At 59.6% G+C, this 25,295-nt stretch carries 35 protein-coding genes; 27 read left to right on the forward strand and 8 right to left on the reverse strand.

All coding sequences use genetic code 11. From position 1 onward, the window contains the following. Positions 1-159: 159 nt before the first annotated feature. Together C4J89_RS05815 and C4J89_RS05820 are read right to left on the reverse strand one after the other, a co-directional pair. Entirely contained in the window at positions 160-531 is a 372-nt protein-coding gene (locus tag C4J89_RS05815; RefSeq protein ID WP_124361526.1) for a hypothetical protein, read from the reverse strand. Further along, complete coding sequence (locus C4J89_RS05820; RefSeq protein ID WP_065951834.1) at positions 524-1,012, reverse strand: Panacea domain-containing protein; 489 nt, start codon at positions 1,010-1,012, stop codon at positions 524-526. Before C4J89_RS05820 ends, C4J89_RS05815 begins: the two co-directional genes overlap by 8 nt. Before the next feature lie 263 nt (positions 1,013-1,275). On the opposite strand from C4J89_RS05820, the gene C4J89_RS05825 reads away from it, so the two are divergent. The 23 genes from C4J89_RS05825 (at position 1,276) to recX (ending at position 17,289) form a co-directional block, all read left to right on the forward strand. After that, complete coding sequence (locus tag C4J89_RS05825) at positions 1,276-2,010, forward strand: XRE family transcriptional regulator (protein ID WP_124361528.1); 735 nt, start codon at positions 1,276-1,278, stop codon at positions 2,008-2,010. Positions 2,011-2,599: 589 nt separating this feature from the next. Then, positions 2,600-2,938, forward strand: coding sequence for a phage holin family protein (locus C4J89_RS05830; RefSeq protein WP_124357270.1), 339 nt, complete (start codon positions 2,600-2,602; stop codon positions 2,936-2,938). Between the two features lie 19 nt (positions 2,939-2,957). Further along, positions 2,958-3,473 carry a hypothetical protein gene (locus tag C4J89_RS05835; RefSeq protein WP_124361529.1) on the forward strand — a complete coding sequence of 172 codons (516 nt, stop codon included), beginning with the start codon at positions 2,958-2,960 and terminating at the stop codon, positions 3,471-3,473. A 3-nt stretch (positions 3,474-3,476) separates the two neighbouring features. Next, on the forward strand, positions 3,477-4,085 hold the full coding sequence (locus tag C4J89_RS05840) for a phage baseplate assembly protein V (RefSeq protein ID WP_124361530.1): 609 nt from the start codon (positions 3,477-3,479) through the stop codon (positions 4,083-4,085). 12 nt (positions 4,086-4,097) lie between these two features. Then, the gene (locus C4J89_RS05845; RefSeq protein ID WP_124361531.1) at positions 4,098-4,430 is read left to right on the forward strand and encodes a phage baseplate protein; all 333 of its coding nucleotides are present in this window, start codon (positions 4,098-4,100) and stop codon (positions 4,428-4,430) included. Beyond that, on the forward strand, positions 4,427-5,422 hold the full coding sequence (locus C4J89_RS05850) for a baseplate J/gp47 family protein (RefSeq protein WP_124406413.1): 996 nt from the start codon (positions 4,427-4,429) through the stop codon (positions 5,420-5,422). Before C4J89_RS05845 ends, C4J89_RS05850 begins: the two co-directional genes overlap by 4 nt. Next, on the forward strand, positions 5,419-6,057 hold the full coding sequence (locus C4J89_RS05855; protein ID WP_124413974.1) for a phage tail protein I: 639 nt from the start codon (positions 5,419-5,421) through the stop codon (positions 6,055-6,057). The genes C4J89_RS05850 and C4J89_RS05855 overlap by 4 nt, the downstream gene beginning before the upstream one ends. Continuing rightward, entirely contained in the window at positions 6,054-6,587 is a 534-nt protein-coding gene (locus C4J89_RS05860) for a hypothetical protein (protein WP_124413975.1), read from the forward strand. The genes C4J89_RS05855 and C4J89_RS05860 overlap by 4 nt, the downstream gene beginning before the upstream one ends. 26 nt (positions 6,588-6,613) lie before the next feature. After that, entirely contained in the window at positions 6,614-7,234 is a 621-nt protein-coding gene (locus tag C4J89_RS05865) for a hypothetical protein (RefSeq protein WP_124406416.1), read from the forward strand. Between the two features lie 12 nt (positions 7,235-7,246). Next, a complete protein-coding gene (locus C4J89_RS05870; protein ID WP_124413976.1) occupies positions 7,247-7,504 on the forward strand; it encodes a tail fiber assembly protein in 258 nt (85 codons plus the stop codon). 87 nt (positions 7,505-7,591) lie between these two features. Continuing rightward, positions 7,592-7,765: a hypothetical protein gene (locus C4J89_RS26870; RefSeq protein WP_164484513.1), complete on the forward strand. Its 174-nt coding sequence runs from the start codon at positions 7,592-7,594 to the stop codon at positions 7,763-7,765. A gap of 2 nt (positions 7,766-7,767) precedes the next feature. Further along, positions 7,768-8,934, forward strand: a complete 1,167-nt coding sequence (locus C4J89_RS05875) for a phage tail protein (protein ID WP_124413977.1) — start codon at positions 7,768-7,770, stop codon at positions 8,932-8,934. Then, entirely contained in the window at positions 8,934-9,440 is a 507-nt protein-coding gene (locus C4J89_RS05880; RefSeq protein ID WP_124413978.1) for a phage major tail tube protein, read from the forward strand. Before C4J89_RS05875 ends, C4J89_RS05880 begins: the two co-directional genes overlap by 1 nt. 52 nt (positions 9,441-9,492) lie before the next feature. Continuing rightward, a complete protein-coding gene (locus C4J89_RS05885) occupies positions 9,493-10,074 on the forward strand; it encodes a phage tail assembly protein (RefSeq protein ID WP_124361539.1) in 582 nt (193 codons plus the stop codon). A gap of 128 nt (positions 10,075-10,202) precedes the next feature. After that, positions 10,203-12,422 carry a phage tail tape measure protein gene (locus C4J89_RS05890; protein ID WP_124413979.1) on the forward strand — a complete coding sequence of 740 codons (2,220 nt, stop codon included), beginning with the start codon at positions 10,203-10,205 and terminating at the stop codon, positions 12,420-12,422. Beyond that, a complete protein-coding gene (locus tag C4J89_RS05895) occupies positions 12,422-12,805 on the forward strand; it encodes a phage tail protein (protein WP_124361541.1) in 384 nt (127 codons plus the stop codon). The genes C4J89_RS05890 and C4J89_RS05895 overlap by 1 nt, the downstream gene beginning before the upstream one ends. Further along, positions 12,798-13,010, forward strand: coding sequence for a tail protein X (locus C4J89_RS05900; RefSeq protein WP_124403261.1), 213 nt, complete (start codon positions 12,798-12,800; stop codon positions 13,008-13,010). Before C4J89_RS05895 ends, C4J89_RS05900 begins: the two co-directional genes overlap by 8 nt. Before the next feature lie 9 nt (positions 13,011-13,019). After that, positions 13,020-14,021 (forward strand): contractile injection system protein, VgrG/Pvc8 family, encoded by a 1,002-nt coding sequence (locus tag C4J89_RS05905; RefSeq protein ID WP_124413980.1) that lies wholly within the window; start codon positions 13,020-13,022, stop codon positions 14,019-14,021. A 22-nt stretch (positions 14,022-14,043) separates the two neighbouring features. Continuing rightward, complete coding sequence (locus tag C4J89_RS05910) at positions 14,044-14,601, forward strand: glycoside hydrolase family 19 protein (protein WP_124413981.1); 558 nt, start codon at positions 14,044-14,046, stop codon at positions 14,599-14,601. Next, on the forward strand, positions 14,589-15,089 hold the full coding sequence (locus tag C4J89_RS05915) for a lysis system i-spanin subunit Rz (protein ID WP_124413982.1): 501 nt from the start codon (positions 14,589-14,591) through the stop codon (positions 15,087-15,089). The genes C4J89_RS05910 and C4J89_RS05915 overlap by 13 nt, the downstream gene beginning before the upstream one ends. 81 nt (positions 15,090-15,170) lie before the next feature. Next, on the forward strand, positions 15,171-15,671 hold the full coding sequence (locus C4J89_RS05920) for a CinA family protein (RefSeq protein ID WP_124403265.1): 501 nt from the start codon (positions 15,171-15,173) through the stop codon (positions 15,669-15,671). A gap of 83 nt (positions 15,672-15,754) precedes the next feature. After that, positions 15,755-16,813 carry a recombinase RecA gene (gene recA, locus C4J89_RS05925; RefSeq protein ID WP_005785454.1) on the forward strand — a complete coding sequence of 353 codons (1,059 nt, stop codon included), beginning with the start codon at positions 15,755-15,757 and terminating at the stop codon, positions 16,811-16,813. Between the two features lie 8 nt (positions 16,814-16,821). Continuing rightward, positions 16,822-17,289, forward strand: a complete 468-nt coding sequence (recX, locus tag C4J89_RS05930) for a recombination regulator RecX (protein ID WP_124413983.1) — start codon at positions 16,822-16,824, stop codon at positions 17,287-17,289. 106 nt (positions 17,290-17,395) lie between these two features. Here the strand turns inward: recX and C4J89_RS05935 are convergent, their stop codons facing one another. Then, on the reverse strand, positions 17,396-18,463 hold the full coding sequence (locus tag C4J89_RS05935; RefSeq protein WP_124413984.1) for a TIGR00730 family Rossman fold protein: 1,068 nt from the start codon (positions 18,461-18,463) through the stop codon (positions 17,396-17,398). Between the two features lie 283 nt (positions 18,464-18,746). After that, positions 18,747-19,181 carry a PA3611 family quorum-sensing-regulated virulence factor gene (locus C4J89_RS05940; protein WP_124361549.1) on the reverse strand — a complete coding sequence of 145 codons (435 nt, stop codon included), beginning with the start codon at positions 19,179-19,181 and terminating at the stop codon, positions 18,747-18,749. Positions 19,182-19,359: 178 nt separating this feature from the next. Here C4J89_RS05940 and C4J89_RS05945 point away from each other — a divergent pair, with 178 nt between their 5' ends. The 3 genes from C4J89_RS05945 to C4J89_RS05955 all read left to right on the forward strand — a co-directional run bounded on the left by C4J89_RS05945 (position 19,360) and on the right by C4J89_RS05955 (position 21,420). Further along, entirely contained in the window at positions 19,360-20,079 is a 720-nt protein-coding gene (locus C4J89_RS05945; RefSeq protein ID WP_124361550.1) for a tRNA-uridine aminocarboxypropyltransferase, read from the forward strand. Between the two features lie 252 nt (positions 20,080-20,331). Further along, positions 20,332-20,982, forward strand: coding sequence for a response regulator transcription factor ErdR (gene erdR / locus C4J89_RS05950; protein WP_124361551.1), 651 nt, complete (start codon positions 20,332-20,334; stop codon positions 20,980-20,982). 75 nt (positions 20,983-21,057) lie between these two features. Beyond that, complete coding sequence (locus C4J89_RS05955) at positions 21,058-21,420, forward strand: diacylglycerol kinase (RefSeq protein ID WP_003189051.1); 363 nt, start codon at positions 21,058-21,060, stop codon at positions 21,418-21,420. Positions 21,421-21,423: 3 nt separating this feature from the next. Here the strand turns inward: C4J89_RS05955 and C4J89_RS05960 are convergent, their stop codons facing one another. Next, positions 21,424-22,350, reverse strand: a complete 927-nt coding sequence (locus tag C4J89_RS05960; RefSeq protein ID WP_164487590.1) for a LysR family transcriptional regulator — start codon at positions 22,348-22,350, stop codon at positions 21,424-21,426. A gap of 124 nt (positions 22,351-22,474) precedes the next feature. Between C4J89_RS05960 and fpr the strand changes: the two genes are divergently transcribed. Further along, a complete protein-coding gene (fpr, locus tag C4J89_RS05965) occupies positions 22,475-23,254 on the forward strand; it encodes a ferredoxin-NADP reductase (protein WP_003189055.1) in 780 nt (259 codons plus the stop codon). A gap of 55 nt (positions 23,255-23,309) precedes the next feature. Here the strand turns inward: fpr and tsaA are convergent, their stop codons facing one another. The 3 genes from tsaA to C4J89_RS05980 form a co-directional block, all read right to left on the reverse strand. Continuing rightward, on the reverse strand, positions 23,310-24,005 hold the full coding sequence (gene tsaA, locus C4J89_RS05970) for a tRNA (N6-threonylcarbamoyladenosine(37)-N6)-methyltransferase TrmO (protein ID WP_124361553.1): 696 nt from the start codon (positions 24,003-24,005) through the stop codon (positions 23,310-23,312). Positions 24,006-24,008: 3 nt separating this feature from the next. Continuing rightward, positions 24,009-24,470 (reverse strand): DUF1456 family protein, encoded by a 462-nt coding sequence (locus tag C4J89_RS05975; protein ID WP_124369837.1) that lies wholly within the window; start codon positions 24,468-24,470, stop codon positions 24,009-24,011. A gap of 70 nt (positions 24,471-24,540) precedes the next feature. Next, entirely contained in the window at positions 24,541-25,251 is a 711-nt protein-coding gene (locus tag C4J89_RS05980) for an rRNA pseudouridine synthase (RefSeq protein WP_124361555.1), read from the reverse strand. Positions 25,252-25,295: the final 44 nt, after the last annotated feature.

A 25,295-nucleotide genomic window follows, 5' to 3' on the forward strand; every position in this document is an offset into this window, starting at 1 on the left:
AGTGATGGGGCAAAGGGCGCGCTTGGCCCAGCATTTTTTGCGATGGCGGCAAGGTTAACACGCGAGGTCGGGGGTTCGCAGTTTGCAAAAGGCCAGGTAATACGCAGGAGGAAAAGCGGCTATGCATTAAAGATGCACGAAGTGCCGTCTGTAGAGCCTTTACTTTGCCCTGCGACCGCTGGCAGGAAACAAACCTCTGATAACACCCAGGAAAGCCGCAAACAGATTGATCGAAGTTGCGGTGGTGATGGCCATTAACACGTTATCCGAGAACGGCGCTTTACCCGAGTAATACGTCGACCAGCCATTCCACACGAGGAGGACCGCCCAGAAGATCACTCCGCAGGCAGCAAACCAAAAGGCGCGCCCCGCATATTTCTTGCGCAGCTGCCTTTCGGCTTTCTGGTCTTTCAGATTCTGGTTTCTTTCATCGTCGGTGCCTATGGCTTGCTCGCCACCGGCTTGGGAGTCCTGGTCAGGCCCTGCCACGGGGGGCAGGGTGAGTTCCAGGTTGTCGAGTTCTTCACTCACGGATGCGGCTCTTTGGGTGAATGAGTGCTGCCATGTCTTCCCAGTCAATGGCGGAGCCGTCGGCGCCTTTGAGGGCCCAGGCTGTGCCGTCCTCGTGGGAAAGGTTGGACAGTTGAGTGCCGGACCATTTGCCGTATTTATTAATGATCCGATCAATCAAACGATGAGTGTAGGTATCGCTCTCAGGAACCCTCGGTGTAACGAAGACAATGTCTTCGGCGTCGGGCTTCAGGTTGCTGAGCAGCGACGTCACCGGGCGATTACCGTAGGACTTCAACTCATGGTAAAGCGACGGAATGACCGGGCCATATTGCCAGCGGGCAAAGTGGTCATCCATAAGCGGTTGATCCCGCTCGCGCAGATGCCAGGACTGGGTATAGAACAGCAGCTTTTGCAGCTTCATCGGCGTCAGGCCTGAAAGCTTGCCTTCCTTCGCGCGTTCAATGAAGGCGTTAGCGACAGCTAGAGCTGAATAAGCCATGAGCACCTCCGTCGTTGCTGGCTAGGTTGTTACAGAGTTTATACATAGGCCCTGAATTGTCGATAAGCAAGGGCGGCTGTCAATCTGCGCCCTTTTTACATCCGGTCGCCTGCGAGTATATGAAGTCGCACGGAATGATAGAGGCTGTTTGACTGTTCGTATATACAGTATTTTGTTTCAGATTCGCCTAATCAGCTTGTTTAATGCATAAATATGCAAATTAGCATTTGCCATCCGCAAAAACTCTCGTCACTATTCCGGTTATGCAAAAACGCAACGTTTCTATCGTCTTGAAAGAGCTGCTGGATCGCGACCGAATCTCCCCCACGGAGCTTCATCGGCGCACTGGCGTGCCTCAGTCCACCCTGTCCCGGATCCTCAGCGGCAAGATCGTTGATCCGTCGGACAAACACATCTCACGCATCGCCGAATACTTCCGCGTCAGCACCGACCACCTGCGCGGACGCGCAGCGGTAGGCACCTTGCGTGATGACGGGCGTGACCCGATGCATTCGGAACTCAAGGACATAAGCCTGTGGGACGACGACACCCCCGTTAATGATGACGAGGTGTCGATCCCCTTTCTGCGTGAGGTTGAATTGGCTGCTGGATCAGGAAGATTCGTCATCGAGGAAAGCGAGAAGGCCAGCCTGCGCTTTGGAAAGCGCAGCCTGCGGCATAACGGCGTGCAGTTCGACCAGGCCAAATGCGTGACGGTACGTGGCAACAGCATGTTGCCGGTGCTGCGCGATGGCGCGACGGTGGGGGTGAATGCCGGCAAGAGCGGGATTGGCGACATTGTCGATGGTGACCTGTACGCCATCAATCATAATGGCCAGCTGCGGGTGAAACAGCTCTACCGCCTGCCGTCCGGGATTCGTCTGCGCAGTTTCAATCGTGACGAGCATCCGGACGAGGACTACAGCTTCCAGGATATCCAGGATGAGCAGATCAGCATCCTCGGCCATGTGTTCTGGTGGGGCATGTATGCCCGCTGACCTACTTACGTAAGACAAAGCCCGCCAACGAGCGGGCTTTTTTTTGTCTGCAGAAAACCGGCAAACCCTCTGCCCGTCAGGCTTTTCATGCATGAGCGCATTCTTCCGGCAAAAATAAATGCATTTATGCATTGACTGTATATGCATACATGCATATTCTCCATCTCAAGCCAGCCAACAAGGCTTGGTGGAGGCTGCAAGGATGCTGCCAAGGAAGACAAGGAAGGCACGTAACACCGGCAAGGACGCCATCGAAGCGATGGCAAGGATGCCAGGCAACACCGGCAAGGATGCCGACGCTCTTTAGTGGTAACGCTTCAAAAACAGGCAGCGATGAACCGGCCTTAACGGTTCAGAGGGTTGGCAACTGACCCGGGTGTGCAGCGTAAAGCACCAGAAGCAGTTATCCGGCAGACAGGGATCGTGGTCGGAAAAACATTGAGGAAAGGACCGTACCGCGCCAGTAGCGCCGAAAGTCCGCAGACAGCATTACTGAAAAGCCTGGGCAACCGGGCTTTTTGGAATGCCTACCTATCGAAGTATGTGTAAGTGAAAAACGGACTATCAGTGCTCAGCCAGGAGGCGTGACATGACAAACGAACAACAAGCGTTAGCGGAAATGCCTATCTGGCTGGTGATTATCTTGGCGTTGATCGGCGGGGTGTCCGGCGAAATGTGGCGCGCCGACAAGGAGGGCGCCCGTGGCTGGTCGCTGATTCGGCGCCTGGCGCTCCGGTCCGGGGCGTGCATGGTTTGCGGGGTTTCGGCCCTGATGCTGTGCTACGCCGCCGGTATGTCCATCTGGACCGCCGGCGCCATTGGTTGCCTGACCGCCATGGCCGGTGCCGACGTGGCCATCGGCCTTTATGAGCGCTGGGCGGCCAAGCGCATCGGGATCAATGAAGGTTCCCGTCAGGACCCGCAGTAACCGCAAGGACGCTACTCAAATGACCCTTATCGAAAAGCCATCCCAACTCCCCCAGGCTATCGGCGTGGCGCTGCATGCAGCCTTCCCCGACCTCAGGGTCGGCAGCCACCAGGACTTCCAGAGCGACGCAGAAAAAACCGGCGTGATGGTCACCGTTGAAGGCAATGGCCCTGGCATTCGCTCTCGCGAAGGCCGCAAGGCCCATGCCCTGGCCATTTCGCTCACCGTCATGGTTGCCCCTGGCGCCTTGCCGTTCGATGCCTGCGACCTGGCCAGCCAGTTGATGGACCTGGTGCTGGACAACCGTTGGAGCCTGCCCCAGTCCCAGTGCGATTTGCCAACCAATATCGTCGCCGCTCCCTCTGGGCGTGCGACCGCAGCAACGGACTACGACACCTGGACAGTGTCCTTCACTCAAACCCTCTACCTCGGACCCGTGTTGCTCGATGATCCTACAGGCCAACCGCTGTTTGCCTCTACCTGGGACGTCTTGGACATCGATGATCCCGATCAATACAAGCCACTGGCGGAGTAGCCCATGTTCGACGCGCTGTTACGCATGCAACTGGGACCGATTGTCGAGCGCCTGGCGGAAATGGAGGCCCAACTCGAAGACCTTTACCGGCGCGCTGAAAGCTTCTGCCGCATTGGCGTTTGCCAACAGGTCGATGCCGCCAGCAATACCTGCAGGGTCAGCCACGGCGAGTTGCTTACGCCGGCCATCCGCTTTTTCAACCCCAGCGCCGGTGCGCAAACCGAAACCCGTATTCCATCCGTGGGCGAGCAATGCCTGCTGCTCAACTACGGCGGTGGGGAAGGGGGCTCACAGTCTGTGGCGTTGTTCGGCCTCAACAGTAGTCGCTTTCCGCCTGTTTCCACTGTGCCTTCCTTGACCCGGCGGCGCCATCAGGACGGCACACAGAGCGACTATGACGACGCCAGTCATACGTTCAATTGGGTCAACGGGCCGACGATGCTCAGCGCTTCTCGCGAACAGGTCGACGTCAAGGTCGGCGCCGCCAGTCTGACCCTCAGCCCGCAGGGCATCATTCTGCAAATCGGCGGCACCGCACTGTTACTGGATGCCGGCGGCGCTCACTTCAGCGGCCCGGTGATAGACCACCAAGGTCGAGTCATCAGCCCCTGATAAGGACATTCCATGATCGGCATCGATCGCAACACCGGGGCAGCCGTCGATGACTGGCTGCAATTCGTGCAGCGTGCCACCCGAGCGCTGACCACACCTGTCGGCACGCGGCAGAAGCGTCCGCTGTATGGCTCGCTGATCCCGCAACTGCTCGGGCAGAACCTTGGCGATGACCTGCTGCTGCTCGCTCAAAGCCACGCCGCCCAGGCGTTTTACAACGCGCAGAACGGCATCGGCGATTTCCAGCCCGAGGTCATCGTCGCCACCCGCCAGGGCGCCGGGCTGCTACTGCGCTTTGCCGGCACCTGGAAAAACCGCCAACAATCCTTCGAGGTCGTGACATGAGCATGCTGATCCCTGGCCAGAACCAACTGGCCGAGCCGGCGATTATTGCAGTCGATGAGTTCGAGCCGCTGCTCGCCGAATTCAAGGCGTTCGTGGTCGATTACGTCGCCACCCGTGCACCGCAAAGCGCGGCCAAACTCAAGGTCAGCCTCGACAACGAAAGTGAACTGCTGACGTTGGCGCTCGAGGCCTTTTGCGTGCGCCTGCAAACCCATGAGCGCAAATACAATGCACGCATCAAGCAGATGCTGGCGTGGTGGGCCACCGGCAGCAATCTGGATGCGCGCTTGGCTGACATGGGCCTTGAACGCCAGGTGCTCGATCCCGGTGACCCGGCGGCCTTCCCGCCCGTGCCGCCGACCCTGGAAAGCGACGACGATGCTCGCTTGCGCTATTACCTCGCGCCCCATGCCCCGGCCGCCGGCTCGCGGATGCAGTATCGCCGCGAAGTGTTCACCCTTGGCGAGCGACCCACGGTCAAGGTACAGAGCGCCTCGCCGGGCGTGGTGACCGTCAACTACACCTTCGACCCGGACGGCTATGCGGCACAGGTCAAGGACGGCAATGGCCGTCGCACCGCGCCCGGCGAGGTGATGGTCACCGTACTGTCTCGTGAGGGCGACGGTACCCCCTCTGCCGATTTGCTTGACGGTGTACGCCGACATTTCGCACGGCCGGATGTACGGCCGGAAACCGATCTCGTCACCGTCCAGGGCGCACAGATTCAACCCTACAAGATTCGCGTCATCGCCAAGATCAACGCCGGCCCGGACTCGGGCCTGACCCAAGTGGCGGCGCAGCAATTGCTGCAGACTTACGCGGACTCCTGTCATCGCCTGGAAGGGCGCGTCGACCCCAGCTGGATCGACTACGCCATCCACAGTGCAGGGGCGGCGCAACTGCAAATCCTTGAACCGCTTGCGCCGATTGTCAGCAGCGCGTTCCAGGCCCCGTATTGCACGGGTGTCGAGGTGGAGGTGCGTACGCTATGAGTGAACCTGACGCGAGTTTGTTGCCGGCCAACAGTTCACCGCTGGAAAAGGCGCTGGACTTGGGATTCGGCCAGTTGCTCGAGCGAGTCACGCCGCCGTTTCCTGCGTTGATGAACCCACTGCAAACCCCCAGCGAATTTCTTCCTTACCTGGCCGCCGACCGCGGCGTCAGTGAATGGGATGCCGATGCCAGCGAATCGGAAAAGCGCCTGACCGTGGCCTTGTCCTGGCAGATCCAGCGCCAGGCCGGCACACCCAAGGCGCTGAGCTATGCGGTGGAGTCACTGGGATTCACCCCCGACATCAGCGCCTGGTATCAGCAGCGGCCAATCGGTACGCCGTATACCTTCGACGTGCAGGCGATCATTGGGCGCAGTTGGTCCAGTGGTGACCACAACCGGCTGATCCGCCGCATCAACGCAGCCAAAAGCGAGCGGGATCAGGCGACGATTACGGTTGTTCACGAAACCGAAGGTCGGCTTGCGTTGACGCAGGTCCTTCATGCCCCGCTAAGCGACGGCGAGCTGTGTTTAAACGGCGCGCTGCCGGAGTTTGCATTGGCTGCTCGACTTAACAGTGTCGGCGTTGCCCGGCACTACACCATTAACGACTACGACCTCAGGGCGCAGCCATGACAGATGAAATCACGCGCCTGGTGCGCTTCACCTCCAAGGGTTTGGATGAAGTGCTGCAGGCAAAGAACCAGGGCCTCAAAGGCGAGATCACCCACATCGGCGCCGGTACCGGCCGCTACAACCCTGATGGCACGGAAGTGGCCTTGCGCGATGAGCGCCAACGGGTCGCCATTGTGGATTACGAAGACCTGGGCGAGCGCCAACTCAGGATGGCCGCGCTGTTTGACGGCGATGGTGAGTATGAGATCGGCGAGTTCGGTTTTTACCTCGCCAGTGGAACCTTGCTGGCGGTGTATTCCGTGGCAGGGAAGTTGCTGACGTATAAAGCGGCGGCGGCGCGGGTACTGCAGAAGTTTACGCTGGATGTTTCGCCGTTGCCGGCGGATAGCGTGACGATTGTGGTGGGGGGAGATAATCTCAATATTTTGTTGGCGGAGGATATTGCGGTACTTGCCACTGCGAATATTGACAATATGGCGCGTCAAACCGAGTTGTTGTTTCGTGTGATAACGCTGGAAGCGAGCCGTTAGGGCATTAACAAATTAAGGAGTTACACGTGAGTTTAGAATCGACTATTACATCGCTGGTGACAGCAGCGAATAATTTGACCGCTGCGGTTAATGGGAAAATTGGAAGTATCAATGCGACGATGGCAGGTGCGCTGGCTCAGTTCAATGAGTGGCGCAGTCTAAAAGATGTCGAAGGCGATCCAAATTATCCGGGCACCATCCGCAGCACTATTTTCCAAGGACACGTCTATGGTACCGGTGGCGTATATGAGGCTTTAGCTATAGGTGATTTTAAGCCAGCCGACTTGGGAGCCAGTGCCAACGTTTATATGCATTTTCAGATCCCTCTGAATATCAATGTCAATTCTGAGATGTTTTGGTTCAACATCAAGGGGTATAGCTACGGTACGGCAAAGATTATCGACGAAACACTCGTTGGTTATTGCTATCAGCCGAATCGGACGCTGCACAATGTGTCCACGTTCGGAAATATGACTCCAGCTGTTTACGTAGACGCAAATGGCAATATTGTTATGCGGATTTTGATTCCAAATATTTATTACACCACTATCCGTGTAGACACCATGCGTGTCGGCAATGGTCGTCTATTTAATCTCGGTGACCTTAAAACCAAAGTTTCGTTGGCCGACACTGTGATTTTTAGTTAAGGAGAAATGGAAATGTCTGAACTATCTAACATCGAAAATCCAATATTTAAGATTGCTACGCCGACACCTGAAATTGAATGGGCTGCCATTCGTGCGCGTCGGGATCAGTTGCTAAGGGCTACCGATTTCACTCAACTGCCCGATTATCCCGCTTCCGATGCGCAACGAACTGAAGTGGCGGCCTATCGCACAGCATTACGTGATATTCCTGAACAGGCAGCTGAACCATCGGCGCTGGAGTGGCCCGTGCTGCCCACGTTCCTGAAATAACCCCCACCGCGAAAGCGGTTTTTTTTCGCCCTCCCAAAGCCCCTCCCCGCAGGGGCTTTGGCGTTTCTCACCCGGAGAATCCTACCCATGCCCACCCGCCAAACCTACACCGTCCTCATCCCTTTCCCCATCGGTAACGGCCACTGGTCCACCGCTGGCGAGGAGCTTGAATTGCTGGACGTCGAAGCATCCGCCCTGCGCACCGCTGGCCGCCTGGAACTGACCAGCGTCCTCAACTCCACCCCCAAGAAGGCTGACTAATCATGGCTGAGGTTTTGAACTTCGAGCACAACGGCATCACCGTGAATGCCACCGAATCCCCCGAGGCCATGGGTGGCCTGGGTGATAATGTCATCGGCCTGGTGGGCACCGCTCCCAACGCCCATGCATCGATCCCGAAAAACGCCCCGTTCCGCATCAACAGCTTTACCACCCAGGCGCTGCTGGACCCTACCGGTACCGAGTCGGGCACACTGTTCCAAGCGGTGTACCAGATCCTCAAAGTGGTGAAGGTGCCGGTCTATGTGGTCATCGTCGAAGAAGGCGCCACGCCGGCCGACACGGTCAACAATGTGATCGGCGGCAACGACCCCATCACCGGCCGCAAACTCGGCCTGGCGGCCCTGGGCAGCGTGCCTGAAGACCTGACCATCATCGGCGCCCCAGGCTTCACCGGCACCAAGGCTGTGGCTGGTGAGTTCGCCTCCTTCGGCAAGCGCATCAAGGCCCGTGTGGTGCTGGATGGCAAGGACGCTTCGGTCGCCGATCAAGTGACCTACAGCGGCGAACTGGGCGGTGCCGACCTCGGCTTCGACCGTTGCCTGTTGGTGCACAACATGCCGTCGGTGTATTCCAAGGCCGCGAAAAAGAACGTGTTCCTGTCGCCGTCCTCGTTGGCCATCGCCGCGCTTGCCAAGGTTAAGCAATGGGAAAGCCCAGGTAATCAGGTGACCTTCGCCGAAGACGTTTCCCGCGTCGTCGAGTACAACATCCTCGACACCTCCACCGAAGGCGACCTGCTCAACCGTTATGGCGTGAGCTACTACGCCCGCACGGTGCTCGGCGGTTTCTCGCTGCTGGGTAACCGTTCCATCACCGGCAAGTTCATCAGCTACGTCGGCCTCGAAGACGCCATCAGCCGCAAACTGGTCAAGGCCGGCCAGAAGGCCATGGCCAAGAACCTCACCAAGTCCTTCATGGACCAGGAGGTCAAGCGCATCAACGACTGGCTGCAAACCCTGGTTGCCGACGAAACCATCCCTGGCGGCAGCGTCTACCTGCACCCTGAGTTGAACAGCGTCGAGAAGTACAAGAACGGCACCTGGTTCATCGTCATTGACTACGGCCGCTACGCGCCGAACGAACACATGGTTTATCAACTCAACGCCCGCGATGAAATCATCGAGCAGTTCCTGGAGGACGTTCTCTAATGTTTACCAACCGAGTCAGACAGGCCATTGCGGCCACCCTTCAAGGCCTGCCGTTGTCGGCAAGGGTCGATTCCTTTACGCCGCCGAAGATCGAGTTCGAAATGGACCCGATGACCGGCGGGCGTTTCATCGCCGAAGAGGTGGCCAAAAGCGCCAAGGTGCTGGGCGCAACCCTGGTATTGCAAGGCGTTGGTGCAGAAATTCTGCTGGCGCTTGGCGTCACGCAGGGTGATGACATCCTGTTGAACGTGCGTGAAGCCGGCCAGGACCAGGATGGCAAGACCTACTTCACCTACCACACCGTAGGCGGCAAGTTGAAGTCTCTGAGCGAAACCGCGCTGACGATGAACGCCAAGCCGGTCACCACCCTGGAGCTGTCCTGCCGCACCTACAGCCGTCTGGAAAACGGTATTCCGGTGATCGACATCGATGTGCGCACCCAGAAGTTCGTGCTCAACGGCGTCGACATCCTCGGTGACGCGCGCCGCGCCGTGCTGATGCCTTAATCCCCCTGGGGGCGGGTCAGCTCGCCTCCATACCCCATCAAGGAATTGCCCCATGGCCTGGATGCCTCCGTTACACATCCTGCTGTCCCCGATCACCGCCGACACCGGCGTCGTGATCGAGCAGATTCAACTGAAGCCGTTGTTCTACGCGCCACAGAAAGAAGCCCTGGCACGCGCCGGCGACGATGAGGATGACCAGTTTTTCGAACTGGCAAAGCTCGCCACCGGCCTGTCGGAAAAAGAACTCGACCAACTCAAGCGCCCGGACTACGTCAGCATCGCGCAATACGTACACGAGATGTCGACTCAGCCTGCATCGTTCTTCCTCGATCAAGCCGATGCGCCACGCGAATCTTTGACCTGCGAGCAGGTCGCGCTGCTGCTGCCCCTTGAGGCCAGCGGCCGCACGCTCACCCACGTCACCCTGGAAATGCCCGCCCTGCGCGCCACCAAAGTGATGAAAAAGCTGCCCACCAATAAAGAACGTGCCGAGTTCATCACCGCGCATTGCGCCGGCCTGATGATTCCCGATCTCGCCGGACTCACCGTGCCCGACTGGACAGAGTTGCAGGGGCGCATCGACGATTTTTTAAACAAACCGGCGGACTTCTTTCGGAACGCGACATCGAAGTGATCCTCGATGTAGTACCGCTGGTTTACTCGGTAAGCGAAGCGGAAATCCTCGATTGGGAAGCCGGGAAAGCAATGCGCCGCTATGACATCGCGATCAGTCGCCTTGGGCTCAAACAGGAGTAGAGCGGGATGGCAGACAGTAACTATGCGGGCGGGTCGGCCATCGTCAAGGACGGCTGGCTGACTCAAGGCTCACTGGCACAGGGTGGGGGGCAGGCCAGCCTCAACCCGTTCGCGCAAACGCTGACGGGTCCGGCTGAGGCCGTGCCGGGGAGTGCTGCGAACCTGGCATTGGCATTGGCCGATGCCAGCCTGCAGATCAATCATCTGGCCGAAGGCCAGAGCCGGCTTGTGGAGACGCTCGAGCTGTTCAACGTCTCGCTGCTCAAGGTGATGGACGCTCGGCAAGCCGACGTCGAGCTGGCGGGAGCGAGCGATACCACTACCAGCACGACGGCCAATACAGGCACACCGTCGCAGGCACTGGATGCCGCGATGACCGACCTGGGCCAACTGTTGCAATTCGTCGGACGCGAGCGCAAGTCAATGCGTGAAGCCAACCTCGCCATGGCGTCGGAGCCTGTGGTGGCGGCCAGTGGCGCAAGCGCCGTTGACCTTGCGAAGGTCGAGTACGTTGCCGCCAAGTCGGGTATCGGCAGCGACCGAGTTGACGCTTCAGGCAATATCGACCAGGCCGGGCGCCAGGCTGACCTGCAGCAGTTTGCCCGCGACGCCGCGATCATGGCGACGGCATTCAAAATCGATGTCAAGCACGCCGGCGACCTCATCGGTGGCTGGCGCGAGTCAATGCATCTGGACCGTGCACAAACCCTGGACTTGGCCGACGCGACAACTGTGCTGGGCAATGTTGTCTCGCTCAAGGCCGAATCGGCGGATATCGCGGCCATCGTGCGACATCAGGGTGCTGCCGCGACGGATGCGGGCATGAGCCCCGCGCAGGCGGCGGCACTGTCGGCGGCGTTGCTGAGTGCCGGTAACGGCAAAGGCGCTGCTGGCCTCGGGCTGGAAAAAATCAGTGCCGCCCTGGCTAAAGGCGACAGCGCTTCCCCTGGGCAGCGTAACGCCTGGGCAGCGCTGAAGCTTGACCCCGAAATGTTGGCCGGCGGAATGAAACAGGATGCTGCGCAGACCCTGGTCACCGTGCTGGAGGCACTCAAAGCGCAACCGGCCGAAAGACAGGCGGCGCTGGCGACGCAACTGTTCGACGGTAACCAGGCGATTCTGAGCCTGGTGCCGATGATCGACACTGTGAAGCTGGCCTTTTCGCAAGTGGCCGACACATCCAGCTACGCCACATCGGCGCTGGGGGATCATGGCGCTCTCCTGCGCTCGGCAGCGGTTCGCGCCGATTCCACCCAGGCCCGTCGGCAGGCCTACGAGGCCAGTACTACACGTTTGCAAACCGCCTCCGACACCGCCCTGGCGCCTGTTGTGGATACCTCGCTGACGGCGATGACCAGTTTGGTCAATCGCGTGAGTTGGTTGGCCGAAGCCCTGCCTCAGGCCACTGCCGCTGTCACGTTGGCGGGGGCTGCGCTGGTGCCGGTGATTTCCGGCGTCTTTGATGCGGTGAAGGACAAGGTCTTTGAAAAGGTCGCCGGGAAAATTCTTGGCGAAGGCGGCGCCACCGACTCATCCGCCCGCCCGCAGCAATCTCAGAGTAACGAAACACCTGCAGGCAAACGTCCGCCGGGTTCGGCGCCGGGCGCTGGTGGGTCGCGCAGAACGGCGAAGGCCAGCAAAGCCGCCAAGGGGGCTGCATTGGGGCTGGTGCTGGCGAACGCCGGAGTCGATGTCACCAAGGGCGCGCTGTCGGGGAATCTGGGTGAAGCGGTTGGCACCAGCGTGGGCTCGGTCGGCGGCGGGGTCGCCGGTGGTTTTGCCGGTGAGTTCGCCGGCATGGCGCTTGGCCGAGCTGTCGGTACGCTGGCGGGGGCGGTGATCGGTTCGGTTGTGCCGGGTGCCGGCACGCTGCTGGGTGGCGTCATGGGCGGCGTTGCCGGTGGTGCCATCGGCAAGGTGGTCGGCGGTGCCGTCGGGACGTTCGTCGGCAGCGACGTTGGCGCCTGGCTGGCTGAAAAAGTGATGGGGTCCGAGGATCGCTTGCCGCCCCCTTCGGAGGTCAGCCACAACCTCAACAACCCTCAAGCCGATAACCGCCAAATCAACTTTGCCCCGCAAATCACTATCAACGCGCCGGAACAAGCCAGCTATCAGCAATTGGCGACACTCGTGGTGCAACAGATCGAAGCGCAATTTACCCCGCTGTCGATGGACAACCTGCTGGCGACGCGACGTGGCGCAGCACTCACCGATGGAGCTGTGTGATGCGACAACAGATGGTGTTGGGCACTTTTATTTTCGGGCTGTCGCGCGGGTTCGCCTACGACACCCTGGATCGTGGAAGCAGTGGTGGCTGGGTCAGCCTGAACATCATTGCTGGCAAACCCAAGTCGAGCCAAGTGGGGCAGGGTCTGGAAACACTGGCCTTTGGTGGCAAGGCAGCGCGTGCCAAGGGCATGCAGCGCCTGGATGAGTTGCGCGCCTTGCAAGACCTGCGGGCACCGTTGCCGTTGGTGGACGGCCTAGGGCGTAACTGGGGTTTGTGGACCATCAAGTCGATCAGCGAAAAACAAACCAGCGTGATCGACGACGGTACGGCGATGGCGATCGGTTGGTCGCTGGTATTGGAGGAGTTCGTCAATGCGTAGGGTTCGAAGTATCGCTGGCGACTCGGTGAACCTGCTGCTCTACCGAGAGCTGGGGCGTTGTGATGATGCCGCAGAAGAAGCGCTGTGGCGCTTGAATCCGGAGCTGGCGGAAAAGGGCGCGGTATTGCCGGCAGGCGTCAGCGTGCTGGTGCCCGAATTGGACGCGCAACCTGCTGCGAGCCGGCCGGTTTCAGCCTGGGATTAAGGAGCGATCATGGCACTTGGATTCACACCTGTAGTGGAGCTGTATGGCGCCAATGCTGCGCTGTTCAACGAGCGGCTATTGGAATGGGAGCATGTCGACGCAGCGGGCTTTGTATCCGACCAGCTCACGTTGACCCTCGATATCGAGGGCCTTGAAGGGTTGCCCGAGCTGGGCGGCAAAATCGGCTTGCGCGTGGGGTACCTTGAGTCCGGTCTGGTGGATAAGGGCGTGTTCAAGATCACTCAGCGAACACCGTCGCTGTTCCCGATGCGCTTGGCGCTGGTGGCCACGGCAGCGCCGTTCGATCAGCACGAATTCAAGCAGCGCCGTACCGCCAGTCATGGGCCGATAACCTTGGGCGCACTGTTTCGCCAATTGACCAGCCGCTACGGTTTTTCGCCGCGTGTGGCGCCTGAACTCGAGCGCGAGCAGATCGCGCACATCGATCAGACCAATGAAAGCGACATGGCCTTTCTGACCAGGCTGGCCAAACGCTTCGATGCGGTGGCCAAGCCTGTCGACGAGCTGTATGTGCTAGGGCGTAAAGGCCAGATCAAGTCGTTGTCGGGCAAGGCACTGCCGGATGTGCAGTTGTCCGTTACCCGTAACAATCGCCCGGGTGACCAGGCCTTTATCAGCGCCAGCTTAACCGAAGCCTGCCGTGCCAAATACAACGGCGCGCAAACGTCCTGGTGGGATGCGGCGGCCGGCAAAAAGCATGTCGTAGAGGTGGGCATCGCGCCGTTCAAGGTGGTGACGCAACGCTACCAGAGCGAGGACGAAGCGCGCTCAGCGGCGCAGGGAGAGATGCGGCGTGTGGGACGGGAAGGGTTGCAGATCAATGTGGTTTGCCCCGGTAATCCGTCGTTGGCCGCTGAAGGCTTGCTGCTGCTGGACGAGTCGTGGCCAAGCTTTATGCAGGGGCGCTGGTCGATCAAGAAGGTAACGGCCAGCGGTAAACGAGCAGACGGCTATCGGTGCACGATCCAGGCCAGCGGTTTGTCGGTGTAGACACTTTTTCAGAGTAAAACCAATGCTGATGACACTTGCCCAGCTTCTGGGTGTGATGCCTGGGGCCCGCCTTCGAGCGGGCATTTTTTTGTCTCCTTTAAATGAAGCCTTCGTCCGGTACGACGTTAACAGTGCCAAGCGCATCGCCGCTTTCCTCGCCCAGATCGGCCACGAATCCGCCGAATTGCGCTACGTGCGCGAGCTGGGCAGCGATCACTACCTCAGCAAGTACGACACCGGCACCCTGTCCGCCCGCTTGGGCAATACCTCGGAGGCGGATGGTGATGGGCAGAAGTACCGGGGCAGGGGGCTGATTCAGGTCACGGGACGGCGCAACTACCTGGCGTGCAGCCAGGCATTGTTTGGCGATGACCGCCTGCTGCAACAACCGCAGCTGCTCGAACAACCCCAATGGGCCTGCGAATCCGCCGCCTGGTTCTGGCAAACCAACGGCCTCAACGAATTGGCCGACAAGGACCAGTTCACCACGATTACCCGACGTATCAACGGCGGCCTGAACGGCCTGCAGGACCGTGTGCAATTGTGGGAACGGGCAAAGGCGGTGCTATGCGTTTCCTAGGCTGGTTGCGCTGGGTCGGCGTGTGCCTGCTGCTTGCGCTGGTGTGGCAAGTGCAGGCCTGGCGCTATGGTGCTCAGCTTGAGCGGCAGGCGGCCGGGCACGCGCTGGCGCTCAGTCAGCAGAGCCAGGCCGCGTTCGAGCAGCAACAGGCAGAGCAGCAAAAACGCCTGGCCCTGGAGCAACAGCTCAACGCCAGCGACCACCAACACACTCAGGAGTTGAGCGATGCCCAACGTAACCAAGCTGCTCTGCGCGACCGCCTGGCCACTGCTGATGTGCGGTTGTCAGTCCTTCTCGACGCCGCCGATCCCGCCAGCGGCGCGCCTGTGCCCACCTGCGCCACCCCCGGCGGCGTGGTTCATGCAGCCCCGCGAGCCCGACTTGACCCGGCGCATGCTCAGCGAATTATCCGCATCACCGACGACGGCGATAACGCCCTGATCGCCTTGCGTGCCTGTCAGGCCTATGTGCGAGCCGTCGCGCGTTAGTCTTTTGATGCACTCTGCAACTTGCATGACCGATGGGCTGCTGTAGGGTAGGCGAACCACCGCCCATTCCTGGAGACGACCGTGAAGGAAATCACTCAACTGGCTGCTGAACTGGGGCGCCGTTTGCAGGTGCTCAATGCCCATGTCACCACCGCCGAGTCCTGCACCGGCGGCGGTATTGCCGAAGCCATCACGCGCATACCGGGCAGTTCGGCGTGGTTCGAGGCGGGCTATGTCACCTATTCCAACCGACAGAAAACCCGGCAATTGAACGTGCCGGAAAAGCTGTTTTCCAAAGTTGGCGCCGTCAGCCAGGAAGTGGTCGAAGCGATGGTGCGAGGGGCACAGGAAAAAAGCCTGGCGCGGTTTGCCGTGGCGGTCAGCGGCGTGGCGGGCCCGGACGGTGGTACGCCGGGCAAGCCGGTGGGCACGGTATGGCTGGCGTTCGGCGTGGGCGATGAGGTCACGGCCGAGCTTGCGCACTTCCCCGGCAACCGCGATGAGGTCCGGCGACAAACGGTAAAGGCTGCGTTGGAGGGCTTGTTGCGACGAGCTGCAGCAGAAATAGACAATCAGGGGTAGGCGATCTTCGATCTTTGTGGAACAATACTGTCTACTTATACAGGTGTTGGCCGTCAGGCCTTATTGATTACGTGAGGACTTTAATGGACGACAACAAGAAGAAAGCCTTGGCTGCGGCCCTGGGTCAGATCGAACGTCAATTCGGCAAGGGTGCCGTAATGCGTATGGGCGATCACGACCGTCAGGCGATCCCGGCTATCTCCACTGGCTCTCTGGGTCTGGATATCGCGCTCGGCATTGGCGGCCTGCCAAAAGGCCGTATCGTTGAGATCTACGGTCCTGAATCTTCCGGTAAAACCACCCTGACCCTGTCGGTGATCGCCCAGGCTCAGAAAATGGGCGCCACCTGCGCATTCGTCGATGCCGAGCACGCCCTGGATCCTGAATACGCCGGCAAGCTGGGCGTCAACGTCGACGACCTGCTGGTTTCCCAGCCAGACACCGGTGAGCAAGCCCTGGAAATCACCGACATGCTGGTGCGCTCCAACGCCATCGACGTGATCGTGGTCGACTCCGTGGCTGCCCTGGTACCCAAGGCAGAAATCGAAGGCGAAATGGGCGACATGCACGTGGGCCTGCAAGCCCGCCTAATGTCCCAGGCGCTGCGTAAAATCACCGGTAACATCAAGAACGCCAACTGCCTGGTGATCTTCATCAACCAGATCCGTATGAAAATCGGTGTGATGTTCGGCAGCCCGGAAACCACCACCGGTGGTAACGCGCTGAAGTTCTACGCTTCGGTTCGTCTGGATATCCGTCGTACCGGCGCGGTGAAAGAAGGTGACGAGGTTGTCGGTAGCGAAACCCGCGTCAAAGTCGTGAAGAACAAAGTAGCCCCGCCTTTCCGCCAGGCAGAGTTCCAGATTCTTTATGGCAAAGGCATCTACCTGAACGGCGAGATGATCGACCTGGGCGTGCTGCACGGTTTCGTCGAGAAGTCCGGTGCCTGGTATGCCTACAACGGCAGCAAGATCGGTCAGGGCAAGGCAAACTCGGCCAAGTTCCTGGCAGACAACCCGGATATTGCCGCCACGCTTGAGAAGCAGATTCGCGACAAGCTGCTGACCCCTGCGCCAGACGTCAAAGCCGCCGCCAACCGTGAGCCGGTTGACGAGATGGAAGAAGCCGACACTGACATCTGAAGCAAACGATGACTGTTGTACTGGATACACTCGTTGCTGTTCGGCGCACTGCAATGGACCTGCTCGCACGGCGCGAGCATGGTCGAGTCGAGCTGACGCGCAAATTGCGTCAGCGCGGCGCAGAGCCCGAAATGATTGAAACGGCCCTCGACCGCTTGACGGAAGAAGGGCTGCTATCGGAAGCCCGATATCTCGAAAGCTTTGTGTCCTACCGCGCGCGCTCCGGTTATGGCCCTGCGCGGATTCGCGAAGAGTTGAGCCAGCGCGGCCTGCAACGTACCGATATCGACCTCGCCCTGCGTGAGTGCGGTATCAGTTGGCAGTCGCAGCTGGAAGAGACTTGGCGTCGCAAGTTTTCAGGGCATCTGCCAATTGATGCCAGGGAGCGTGCGAAGCAAGGCCGCTTCCTGAGCTATCGTGGGTTTTCGATGGACATGATCAGCCGCTTGTTAAGCGGTCGGGATATGGACGACTGAACGCCACAAAACGAAAGGCCCACTATGAAAATAGTGGGCCTTTTTTTTTGCCTGCAGAAAATCACGCAGGCTCTGGCGCCACCCGCTGCTGCGCCTCACCTTGAGCCTAAACCCAATTTTCCGGCAGGTTGATGTAATCCACCAATTCGCGCAATCGCCCCTGGTCACGGCCATTGAAGTTGAAGACCAGTCGCGTCAAATGACTGAACCTTGGCTCGTCATGGTCTTCGCCTGTGTAGGCAAGCTGCTGGAACGCTCCGCTCAGCCGCAGGCTGGCAAACTCATCCTGCAAATGCGCCAGGGCTCGATCACTGAGTGGATGATGCATGCGCACTACGAACTCACGCTTCAGCCAGCGCGTTGAATGGAAGTTGGCATAAAACCGATTGATCTCGTCCACGGCTTCTTCTGCGCTGTATACCAGGCGTATGAGCTTGAGGTCGGTCGGCAGGATATAGCGATTAGCCTCCAGCTGGCTGCGGATAAAATCCAGGGCGCCTTGCCAGAAGCCGCCGCCGGGTGCGTCCAGCAGTACCACCGGCACCAGCGGGCTTTTGCCGGTCTGGATCAGGGTCAGCACTTCCAGGGCTTCGTCCAAAGTGCCGAAACCACCAGGGCACAGGATCAGTGCGTCGGCTTCCTTGACGAAAAACAGTTTGCGGGTAAAGAAGAAGTGGAAGGACAGCAGGTTGTCGGTGCCGTCGATGGTCGGATTGGCATGCTGTTCAAACGGCAGGGTGATGTTGAACCCCAGGCTGTGCTCCAGGCCCGCGCCCTCATGCGCCGCAGCCATGATGCCGCCGCCGCCGCCGGTGATGACCATCAGATCGGAACGCGCCAACGCCGCGCCTGCCTCTCGAGCCAATGCATACAGGGGGCTTTCCACCGGAGTACGTGCCGAGCCGAACACCGTGACCTTGCGCCGCCCCTTGAACTGTTCGAGCACACGGAAGGCGTGGTCCAACTCACGTATGGCGCGCAAGGTGATCTTGGCGTTCCAACGGTCGCGGTCGTCCTGGGCCATGCGCAGAACGGTGAGGATCATGTCGCGATACAAGGGGATATTTGCACTGTTGGGGGCGATCAGCTGGAGTTGCGCGTCCACCTGTTGCGTGAGGTCGGTGCCATTTTGTTCAAAAAGCTGGAGCAGGGAGTCATTCGATTCATAAGGCATTCAACTTCTCCTTTTTCACAGGGCCTGGATCGCCGACGAGCGTCGGCAGGGGCCACGACACTGCATGTGTCGTTGCTTGCCGCAGGAGGGCAGGCCTCTTTTGCCCTGAAAAAACGTTGCAGAACAGCAGTGAATGCTGCTGCGGGCGGGCGGATGGAATGATGCGATCATGGGCCGAAAAACCCTTGGCTGGCAACCGCTTATTGGTCACTCGTCATGGCGTTAGTCGTTGAGGCGGGGAGTGCGCGTCGCCAGGCGGCCACGCGCGAAAGGCAAGCCGGGGTTACTTTTTCTTCTTGGTCGGAGCCGGGCAGTCGGCTTCGGCGAACTTTACCGAGGCTACAGGGCGGTTGGTCTTGTTCTCGGTGATTTCGTAGCGCATAACCGCGCCCTTCGCCATCAGCTCGCGGTAGCCTGGGTTGGTGCAGACACTGCGGCCCAGTTGGAAATACACCGCCTTGGGATTGGCACGCATCTGTTCGGCGCGGTCAGGCTGCACGCTCAGATGATCGATCAGTTGCGTGCCTTCAACGGTGTAGGCCACTTCCAGGGTTTTTTCATCAATTTCCCGGGGCAGGTCCTTGTTGCTTTCGGTCGCGACGCTTTGCAGCTTCCGGTTCATTTGAGCCTCCAGCAGCGAGGCTGCATGGGCGCCCACAGGCAAGGCCAGCGCAATAGCGACGGATGGGGCAACGAGGCGCAGCATGGAACGCAGCATCAAACTCTCCTGATTCGGTTACTGGTGCATAGACCAGCCACTGCGCTGTGCGTTCAGTGGCGCGCAATTATAGGTGAGCGCTTGCCACTACAGCCAGGCGTATCGCTGGTAAACTGCGCGCACTTCAATTGCTCTTGAGTGACCCTGTGTCGATTTACCCGTCTGTATGGCGCATCCGATGAGCCACGCCGTCTCCCGCTTGCGTACCGAGCGCCTGGCCCGAGCCGTCAGGCCTTTCCTTAATCGGGGATCGCGTGCCGAGCGGTGCACCGGTTGCCGAGTGATTCCCGAGTATTGCCTGTGCGCATGGCGACCAACGGTTCAGGCCAACGCTGCCATGTGCCTGTTGATGCACGACGTCGAACCGATGAAGCCCAGTAACACCGGCTGGCTGATCGCCGACGTTATCGACGACACCACGGCGTTCGCCTGGTCGCGCACTGAAGTCGATCCGGGCCTGCTCACCTTGCTGGCCGATCCGCAGTGGCAGCCGTACATCGTGTTCCCCGGCGAATTCGTGGCGCCCGAGCGGGTGGTCAGCGCGGTGAATACCCAGGCGGGCAAGCGCCCACTGTTCATCCTGCTGGACGGCACTTGGAGCGAAGCGCGCAAGATGTTTCGCAAGAGCCCCTATCTGGAGCATTTGCCTGTGCTGAGCCTGGCGCCGGAGCAGCTGTCACGCTACAAGTTGCGCCGCTCCAAGCGTGATGATCATTTCTGCACCGCCGAGGTTGCCGCGCTGTGTCTGGAGTTGGCCGATGATCAGCTCGCCAGCGAAGTCCTGGACGCCTACCTTGATGTATTCAGTACGCACTACCTGGCCGCCAAGTTTCAATTGCCTCTGGATGCGACGGACAGTGTTCACACGCGTTTGGCGCCTTATATCCCGGCAGCCTGACCCGTCGACGTTGGCATGATGGCACCTTAATCGCGTAACCCGCTAAAATCCCCATGGGCGTAGCGCTTGACCCCCCAGGCTGCGCTGGGCATGCTGGGCGCCGATTGGGGCGCTAGCTTGGTTTTTCGACGTTGTTTCGCATGTTTTTGACGTTGAGCGTGCCCCGTGGCGATGGCTGCCTGGCTGTTGCCTTGTGTACTGGCGGACCCTGAACCCATCAGGGCTCCCCTAAAAAACAGGATCATTTAATCAATGGCCACATACGAAATCCTGATAGCCGATGACCACCCGCTGTTTCGCAGTGCGCTGCATCAGGCCGTAACCCTGGGCCTTGGCCCGGACGTGCGACTGGTCGAAGTCGCCAGCATTGCCGAGCTGGAAGCCCGCCTGACTGAAAAATCCGACTGGGACCTGGTGCTGCTCGACCTGAACATGCCCGGTGCCTATGGTTTTTCGGGGCTGGTGCTGCTGCGCGGGCAATATCCGCAGATTCCCGTGGTGATGGTCTCGGCCCAGGAAGACGCCGATGTGGTGGTGCGCTCCAAGGAGTTCGGCGCCAGCGGCTTCATTCCCAAGTCCAGCGCGATGGAAGATATCCAAAAGGCTGTGCGTGCCGTACTGGACGGCGATGTGTCCTGGCCACCGCAAGCGTTTGAAGAAATCAACGTGTCCGAGGAAGCCAAGGCGGCCCGTGATGGCTTGGCCAGTTTGACGCCCCAGCAGTTCCGGGTGTTGACCATGGTCTGCGAGGGTTTGTTGAACAAGCAGATTGCCTACGAGCTGAGCGTGTCGGAAGCGACCATCAAGGCCCACGTCACGGCGATTTTCCGTAAGTTGGGGGTGCGAACGCGCACCCAGGCGGCGTTGCTCTTGCAACAACTTGAGTCAATTTCGCAGCATTAAGTTACAACCGGTTCACGCTTTTTTGACTTTGCGTGATCTAGCTTCCCCACTTCTTTGGTTCAGTTGCCTACATCTATGTCGCCTTTCAAGGGTCAAACCGGTATCAAACGTATCTTCAACGCAGGAGGCTATTCCCTGGATGGCCTGCGCGCGGCTTTCACCGGCGAGGCGGCGTTCCGCCAGTTGGTACTGCTGAACGTCATCCTGATTCCGTTGAGTTTTTTCTTGCAGGTCAGCCGCGTCGAACGGGCGTTGCTGATTGCCGTGTGCCTGCTGGCGCTGATCGTCGAATTGCTCAACTCGGCGGTGGAGGCGGCGATCGACCGCATTTCCCTGGACCGCCACCCGCTGTCGAAAAACGCCAAGGACATGGGCAGCGCCGCGCAATTCGTGGCCTTGACCATGATCACGCTGGTGTGGGCGGTCATTCTGATCTAACGATCAGGCGATGCTCGGCAATACGATTTCGTCGCTGCGCTGAACCCCGGCGGTAAAAGCGCGGCACAGTTCCAGGAACTCGCGCATCGCCGAGGTCTGGTACTTCTGCTTATGCCAGATAAAGTAGAACTGCCGGGCCAGGTCCAGGTCCGGGGTTTCTACCGGCACCAGGCTGCCACGCCGGAACGCATCGCGCAGTGCCAGTCGCGAAATGCAACCAATCCCCAAACCCGACTCCACTGCTCGTTTGATCGCCTCGGTGTGTTCCAGCTCCAGGCGGATATTCAGTACGCTGCGGTGATGGCGCATAGCCTGATCAAATGTCAGGCGCGTGCCTGAGCCTTGTTCCCGCAGGATCCACGCCTCATGGGTCAGCTCATCCATGCTGGCCATGCCACGCTTGGCCAAGTGATGCTGGGGCGCGCAGAACACCACCAGTTCATCCTCCACCCAGGTCTGCACTTCGATGTCCGGATGGCTGCAATCGCCTTCAATCAGACCCAGGTCAATTTCGTAATGCGCCACCTGATGCACGATATGTGCAGTGTTTTGCACATGCAGTTTCACCTGACTCTCGGGGTGCTGCTGCATGAAGCTGCCGATCAGCAGGGTGGCCAGGTAATTGCCGATGGTCAGGGTGGCGCCCACGGCCAGTGAGCCAAAGCCGGACTTGCCGTTGAGCAGGTCCTCGATCTCCTTGGCCTGGTCCAGCAGGGCCACCGCTTGAGGCAGCAATTGATGCCCGAGCGCATTGAGGCTCAGGCGTTTGCCGGCGCGGTCGAATAATTGGCAGCTGGATTGACGCTCCAGCTCGGTAATCGACGTGCTGGCGGCGGATTGGGATAAGGCCAGAAGGCCAGCAGCGCGGGAGACGCTTTCCTGCTGGGCGACGGCGACGAAGACTTGCAGTTGACGGAGAGTGAATCGCATATCGATATAACCGATAACCCTTATCTTAATAATCCAGTTAACAGATATTGTCGCCGCCATTAGAATGCTGTGCAATTGCGCACTTCACCTGTGGCGCAGGCCCATTTCCAGGAGTCCCCCGTACATGAGCAACATGAACCACGAGCGTGTCCTCAGTGTTCATCACTGGAACGACACTCTGTTCAGCTTCAAGTGCACCCGCGATCCGGGTCTGCGCTTCGAGAACGGTCAGTTCGTGATGATCGGCCTGCAACAGCCCAACGGCCGCCCGCTCATGCGCGCCTACTCCATTGCCAGCCCGAACTGGGAAGAGCATCTGGAATTCTTCAGCATCAAGGTGCCGGATGGCCCGCTGACCTCCCAGTTGCAGCATTTGAAGGAAGGCGACGAGATCATCATCAGCAAAAAACCGACAGGCACCCTGGTGCTTGACGATTTGAAGCCGGGTAAACACCTGTACCTGCTCAGCACCGGCACGGGCCTCGCGCCATTCATGAGCGTGATCCAGGACCCGGAGACCTACGAGCGTTTCGAAAAAGTGATCCTGTGCCACGGCGTGCGTTACGTCAACGAAGTCGCCTACCGCGAATTCATCACCGAGCACTTGCCGCAGAACGAATTCTTCGGCGAGGCCCTGCGTGACAAGTTGATCTACTACCCGACTGTGACCCGCGAGCCGTTCGAAAACGAAGGCCGCCTGACCGACCTGATGCGCAGCGGCAAGCTGTTCAGCGACATCGGCCTGCCACCGATCAACCCCGAAGACGACCGCGCCATGCTGTGCGGTAGCCCAAGCATGTTGGACGAGACCAGCGAAGTGCTGAACAGCTTCGGTCTGAAAGTTTCGCCGCGCATGCGTGAGCCGGGTGATTATCTGATCGAGCGTGCGTTCGTCGAAAAATAAAACGCGATCAAAAAATGTGGGAGGGGGCTTGCCCCCTCCCACATTTGTTTCCGGTTTATTTGGCCGGCACCACTTCCAGCACACAAATCAGCCCCGCCTCGGGATAGTGCCAACGCACATCCACATCCCAGAACTGCACACCGTATTCACGTTCAGGCCCGGGCGTCTGGTAGGCAGGACGCGGGTCCTGCGCCAGGCACTGATCGATCAACTCCACCAACGGCTCCCCAAGACGCTGCGCATGGCCCTGGGCCTGTTGCAGTGCAGTCTTGAGCCACTGCACGCCAATCAGTTGCGGCGCACCGCTGGCGATGCCGTTGGTGGCGGTCTCAACGCTGTCGGCATAGGGCACATACGGCTTGATATCCAGCACCGGCGTGCCATCGAGCAAATCGATCCCGGAAATCCACAGGCGCCCCGGTTCTACCTTGTCCAGCTTTACCACCGACTGGCCGATGCCATTGGGCCGATGGGTCGCGCGGGTGGCGAATACGCCCATGGCGGTGTTGCCGCCCAGGCGTGGCGGGCGCACTTTAAGGCGTGGCTTGTCTTCCAGCGCCTGGTGGAACAGAAACAGCAGCCACACATGGCTGACCTGTTCCAGGCCCTGCACGGCTTCGCCGCCATCGAACGGCGCCACCAGCTCCAGCACACCACGGGCGGCCGGCGCCAGTTGCGGCTGGCGCGGGATAGCGAACTTCTCCTTGAAGCAGGAGCGTACGAAGCCGACGGGCGCGACCTGATAACTCATGGCTTACGCGCGAACCCGCAGCGTCAGCCCCTTGAGGAAGTTGCGCAGCAACTGGTCACCACAGGTGCGGTAGTTGGTGTGACCGAACTTGCGGAACAGCGCGCTCAGCTCCGGCTTGGACACCGGGAACTCGGCAGCCTTGAGGATGGCGTGCATGTCGTCTTCCTTCAATTCGAAGGCCACGCGCAGTTTTTTCAGGATGATGTTGTTGGTCACCGGGGTTTCGATCGGCTGCGGCGGACGGCTTTCGTCCTTGCCGCGCTTGAACATGACCAAGCCATCGAGGAAATGCGCCATCACCTCATCCGGGCAGAACACAAAGCCTTCTTCCTCATCTTTCTTGAGGTAAGTCAGCAGGTCTTCCTTGGTTACGTCCATGCCGCCGAGCTTGATGATCTCGACCATCTTGTTGTCGCTGATGTCGAGCATGTAGCGCACGCTGCGCAGTACGTCGTTGTGAATCATGGTGGGCAATCCTGGTTTTCAACGGGGTAGACACTGCCCAGTCAGGCAGTGTCGGGAAAAGGGCACCGGCTTAGAACTTCTCTTTGCCGGACAGGTAACGCCATTGGCCCACGGGCACCTTGCCAATGGAGACGCCACCGATGCGAATGCGACGGATGGCGACGACTTTCAAGCCAACGGCTTCGCAGAACAGCGCGATCACCCCCGGCTGCGGGTTTTTCAGCGCAAACCGCAGGCGGTTCTCGTTCTGCCAGCTGGCTTTCACGGCCGGCAGCTCCTTGCCTTTGTAGGTCAGGCCGTGGTTCAGGCGGTTGAGGCCGTGGGCGGCCATGTCGCCCTCGACTTCCACCACGTATTCCTGCTCGATCTTGGCGGCATCGGCGGTCAACTTGCGCAGAATCTTCCAATCCTGGGTGAACACCAGCAGGCCGCTGGCCTTGGCTTGCAGGTCGGCACTGGCGGTCAGGCGCAGGAAGTGACCCTTGAGCGGGCGCTTGCTGAAGCGGTGCTCTTCCGACAGCGTCTCGGCGCTGATCGACGCCATGGCCGTCTCGGCGTCCATGCCCGCCGGAGCGTGCAGCAGGATGGTCACCGGCTCAGGCACGGTGGCTTTGGCTTGCGGGTCCAGCTCGACCTTTTGGGTGGTGACCTTGAACTGCGGTTCGTCGATCACTTCACCGTCCACCGAGACCCAGCCGCCTTCGATAAACAGCTCAGCCTCCCGACGGGAGCAACCGACCAGTTCGATAAGGCGTTTGGAGAGGCGTATGGGGTCAGTCATGACAAGGGCCGTAACAAAAGGGGGCGGCTATTGTACCTGTGTGG

Source organism: Pseudomonas sp. R4-35-07 (assembly GCF_003852235.1).
Classification (GTDB): domain Bacteria; phylum Pseudomonadota; class Gammaproteobacteria; order Pseudomonadales; family Pseudomonadaceae; genus Aquipseudomonas.

Excerpts from the sequence above, each read along its gene's own strand:
- C4J89_RS05820 (WP_065951834.1), bottom strand. The coding sequence starts at position 1,012 with ATGGCTTATTCAGCTCTAGCTGTCGCTAACGCCTTCATTGAACGCGCG.
- C4J89_RS05825 (WP_124361528.1), top strand. The coding sequence starts at position 1,276 with ATGCAAAAACGCAACGTTTCTATCGTCTTGAAAGAGCTGCTGGATCGC.
- C4J89_RS05830 (WP_124357270.1), top strand. The coding sequence starts at position 2,600 with ATGACAAACGAACAACAAGCGTTAGCGGAAATGCCTATCTGGCTGGTG.
- C4J89_RS05835 (WP_124361529.1), top strand. The coding sequence starts at position 2,958 with ATGACCCTTATCGAAAAGCCATCCCAACTCCCCCAGGCTATCGGCGTG.
- C4J89_RS05840 (WP_124361530.1), top strand. The coding sequence starts at position 3,477 with ATGTTCGACGCGCTGTTACGCATGCAACTGGGACCGATTGTCGAGCGC.
- C4J89_RS05845 (WP_124361531.1), top strand. The coding sequence starts at position 4,098 with ATGATCGGCATCGATCGCAACACCGGGGCAGCCGTCGATGACTGGCTG.
- C4J89_RS05850 (WP_124406413.1), top strand. The coding sequence starts at position 4,427 with ATGAGCATGCTGATCCCTGGCCAGAACCAACTGGCCGAGCCGGCGATT.
- C4J89_RS05855 (WP_124413974.1), top strand. The coding sequence starts at position 5,419 with ATGAGTGAACCTGACGCGAGTTTGTTGCCGGCCAACAGTTCACCGCTG.
- C4J89_RS05860 (WP_124413975.1), top strand. The coding sequence starts at position 6,054 with ATGACAGATGAAATCACGCGCCTGGTGCGCTTCACCTCCAAGGGTTTG.
- C4J89_RS05870 (WP_124413976.1), top strand. The coding sequence starts at position 7,247 with ATGTCTGAACTATCTAACATCGAAAATCCAATATTTAAGATTGCTACG.
- C4J89_RS26870 (WP_164484513.1), top strand. The coding sequence starts at position 7,592 with ATGCCCACCCGCCAAACCTACACCGTCCTCATCCCTTTCCCCATCGGT.
- C4J89_RS05875 (WP_124413977.1), top strand. The coding sequence starts at position 7,768 with ATGGCTGAGGTTTTGAACTTCGAGCACAACGGCATCACCGTGAATGCC.
- C4J89_RS05880 (WP_124413978.1), top strand. The coding sequence starts at position 8,934 with ATGTTTACCAACCGAGTCAGACAGGCCATTGCGGCCACCCTTCAAGGC.
- C4J89_RS05885 (WP_124361539.1), top strand. The coding sequence starts at position 9,493 with ATGGCCTGGATGCCTCCGTTACACATCCTGCTGTCCCCGATCACCGCC.
- C4J89_RS05890 (WP_124413979.1), top strand. The coding sequence starts at position 10,203 with ATGGCAGACAGTAACTATGCGGGCGGGTCGGCCATCGTCAAGGACGGC.
- C4J89_RS05895 (WP_124361541.1), top strand. The coding sequence starts at position 12,422 with ATGCGACAACAGATGGTGTTGGGCACTTTTATTTTCGGGCTGTCGCGC.
- C4J89_RS05900 (WP_124403261.1), top strand. The coding sequence starts at position 12,798 with ATGCGTAGGGTTCGAAGTATCGCTGGCGACTCGGTGAACCTGCTGCTC.
- C4J89_RS05905 (WP_124413980.1), top strand. The coding sequence starts at position 13,020 with ATGGCACTTGGATTCACACCTGTAGTGGAGCTGTATGGCGCCAATGCT.
- C4J89_RS05910 (WP_124413981.1), top strand. The coding sequence starts at position 14,044 with ATGCTGATGACACTTGCCCAGCTTCTGGGTGTGATGCCTGGGGCCCGC.
- C4J89_RS05915 (WP_124413982.1), top strand. The coding sequence starts at position 14,589 with ATGCGTTTCCTAGGCTGGTTGCGCTGGGTCGGCGTGTGCCTGCTGCTT.
- recA (WP_005785454.1), top strand. The coding sequence starts at position 15,755 with ATGGACGACAACAAGAAGAAAGCCTTGGCTGCGGCCCTGGGTCAGATC.
- recX (WP_124413983.1), top strand. The coding sequence starts at position 16,822 with ATGACTGTTGTACTGGATACACTCGTTGCTGTTCGGCGCACTGCAATG.
- C4J89_RS05935 (WP_124413984.1), bottom strand. The coding sequence starts at position 18,463 with ATGCCTTATGAATCGAATGACTCCCTGCTCCAGCTTTTTGAACAAAAT.
- C4J89_RS05940 (WP_124361549.1), bottom strand. The coding sequence starts at position 19,181 with ATGCTGCGTTCCATGCTGCGCCTCGTTGCCCCATCCGTCGCTATTGCG.
- C4J89_RS05945 (WP_124361550.1), top strand. The coding sequence starts at position 19,360 with ATGAGCCACGCCGTCTCCCGCTTGCGTACCGAGCGCCTGGCCCGAGCC.
- erdR (WP_124361551.1), top strand. The coding sequence starts at position 20,332 with ATGGCCACATACGAAATCCTGATAGCCGATGACCACCCGCTGTTTCGC.
- C4J89_RS05955 (WP_003189051.1), top strand. The coding sequence starts at position 21,058 with ATGTCGCCTTTCAAGGGTCAAACCGGTATCAAACGTATCTTCAACGCA.
- C4J89_RS05960 (WP_164487590.1), bottom strand. The coding sequence starts at position 22,350 with ATGCGATTCACTCTCCGTCAACTGCAAGTCTTCGTCGCCGTCGCCCAG.
- fpr (WP_003189055.1), top strand. The coding sequence starts at position 22,475 with ATGAGCAACATGAACCACGAGCGTGTCCTCAGTGTTCATCACTGGAAC.
- tsaA (WP_124361553.1), bottom strand. The coding sequence starts at position 24,005 with ATGAGTTATCAGGTCGCGCCCGTCGGCTTCGTACGCTCCTGCTTCAAG.
- C4J89_RS05975 (WP_124369837.1), bottom strand. The coding sequence starts at position 24,470 with ATGATTCACAACGACGTACTGCGCAGCGTGCGCTACATGCTCGACATC.
- C4J89_RS05980 (WP_124361555.1), bottom strand. The coding sequence starts at position 25,251 with ATGACTGACCCCATACGCCTCTCCAAACGCCTTATCGAACTGGTCGGT.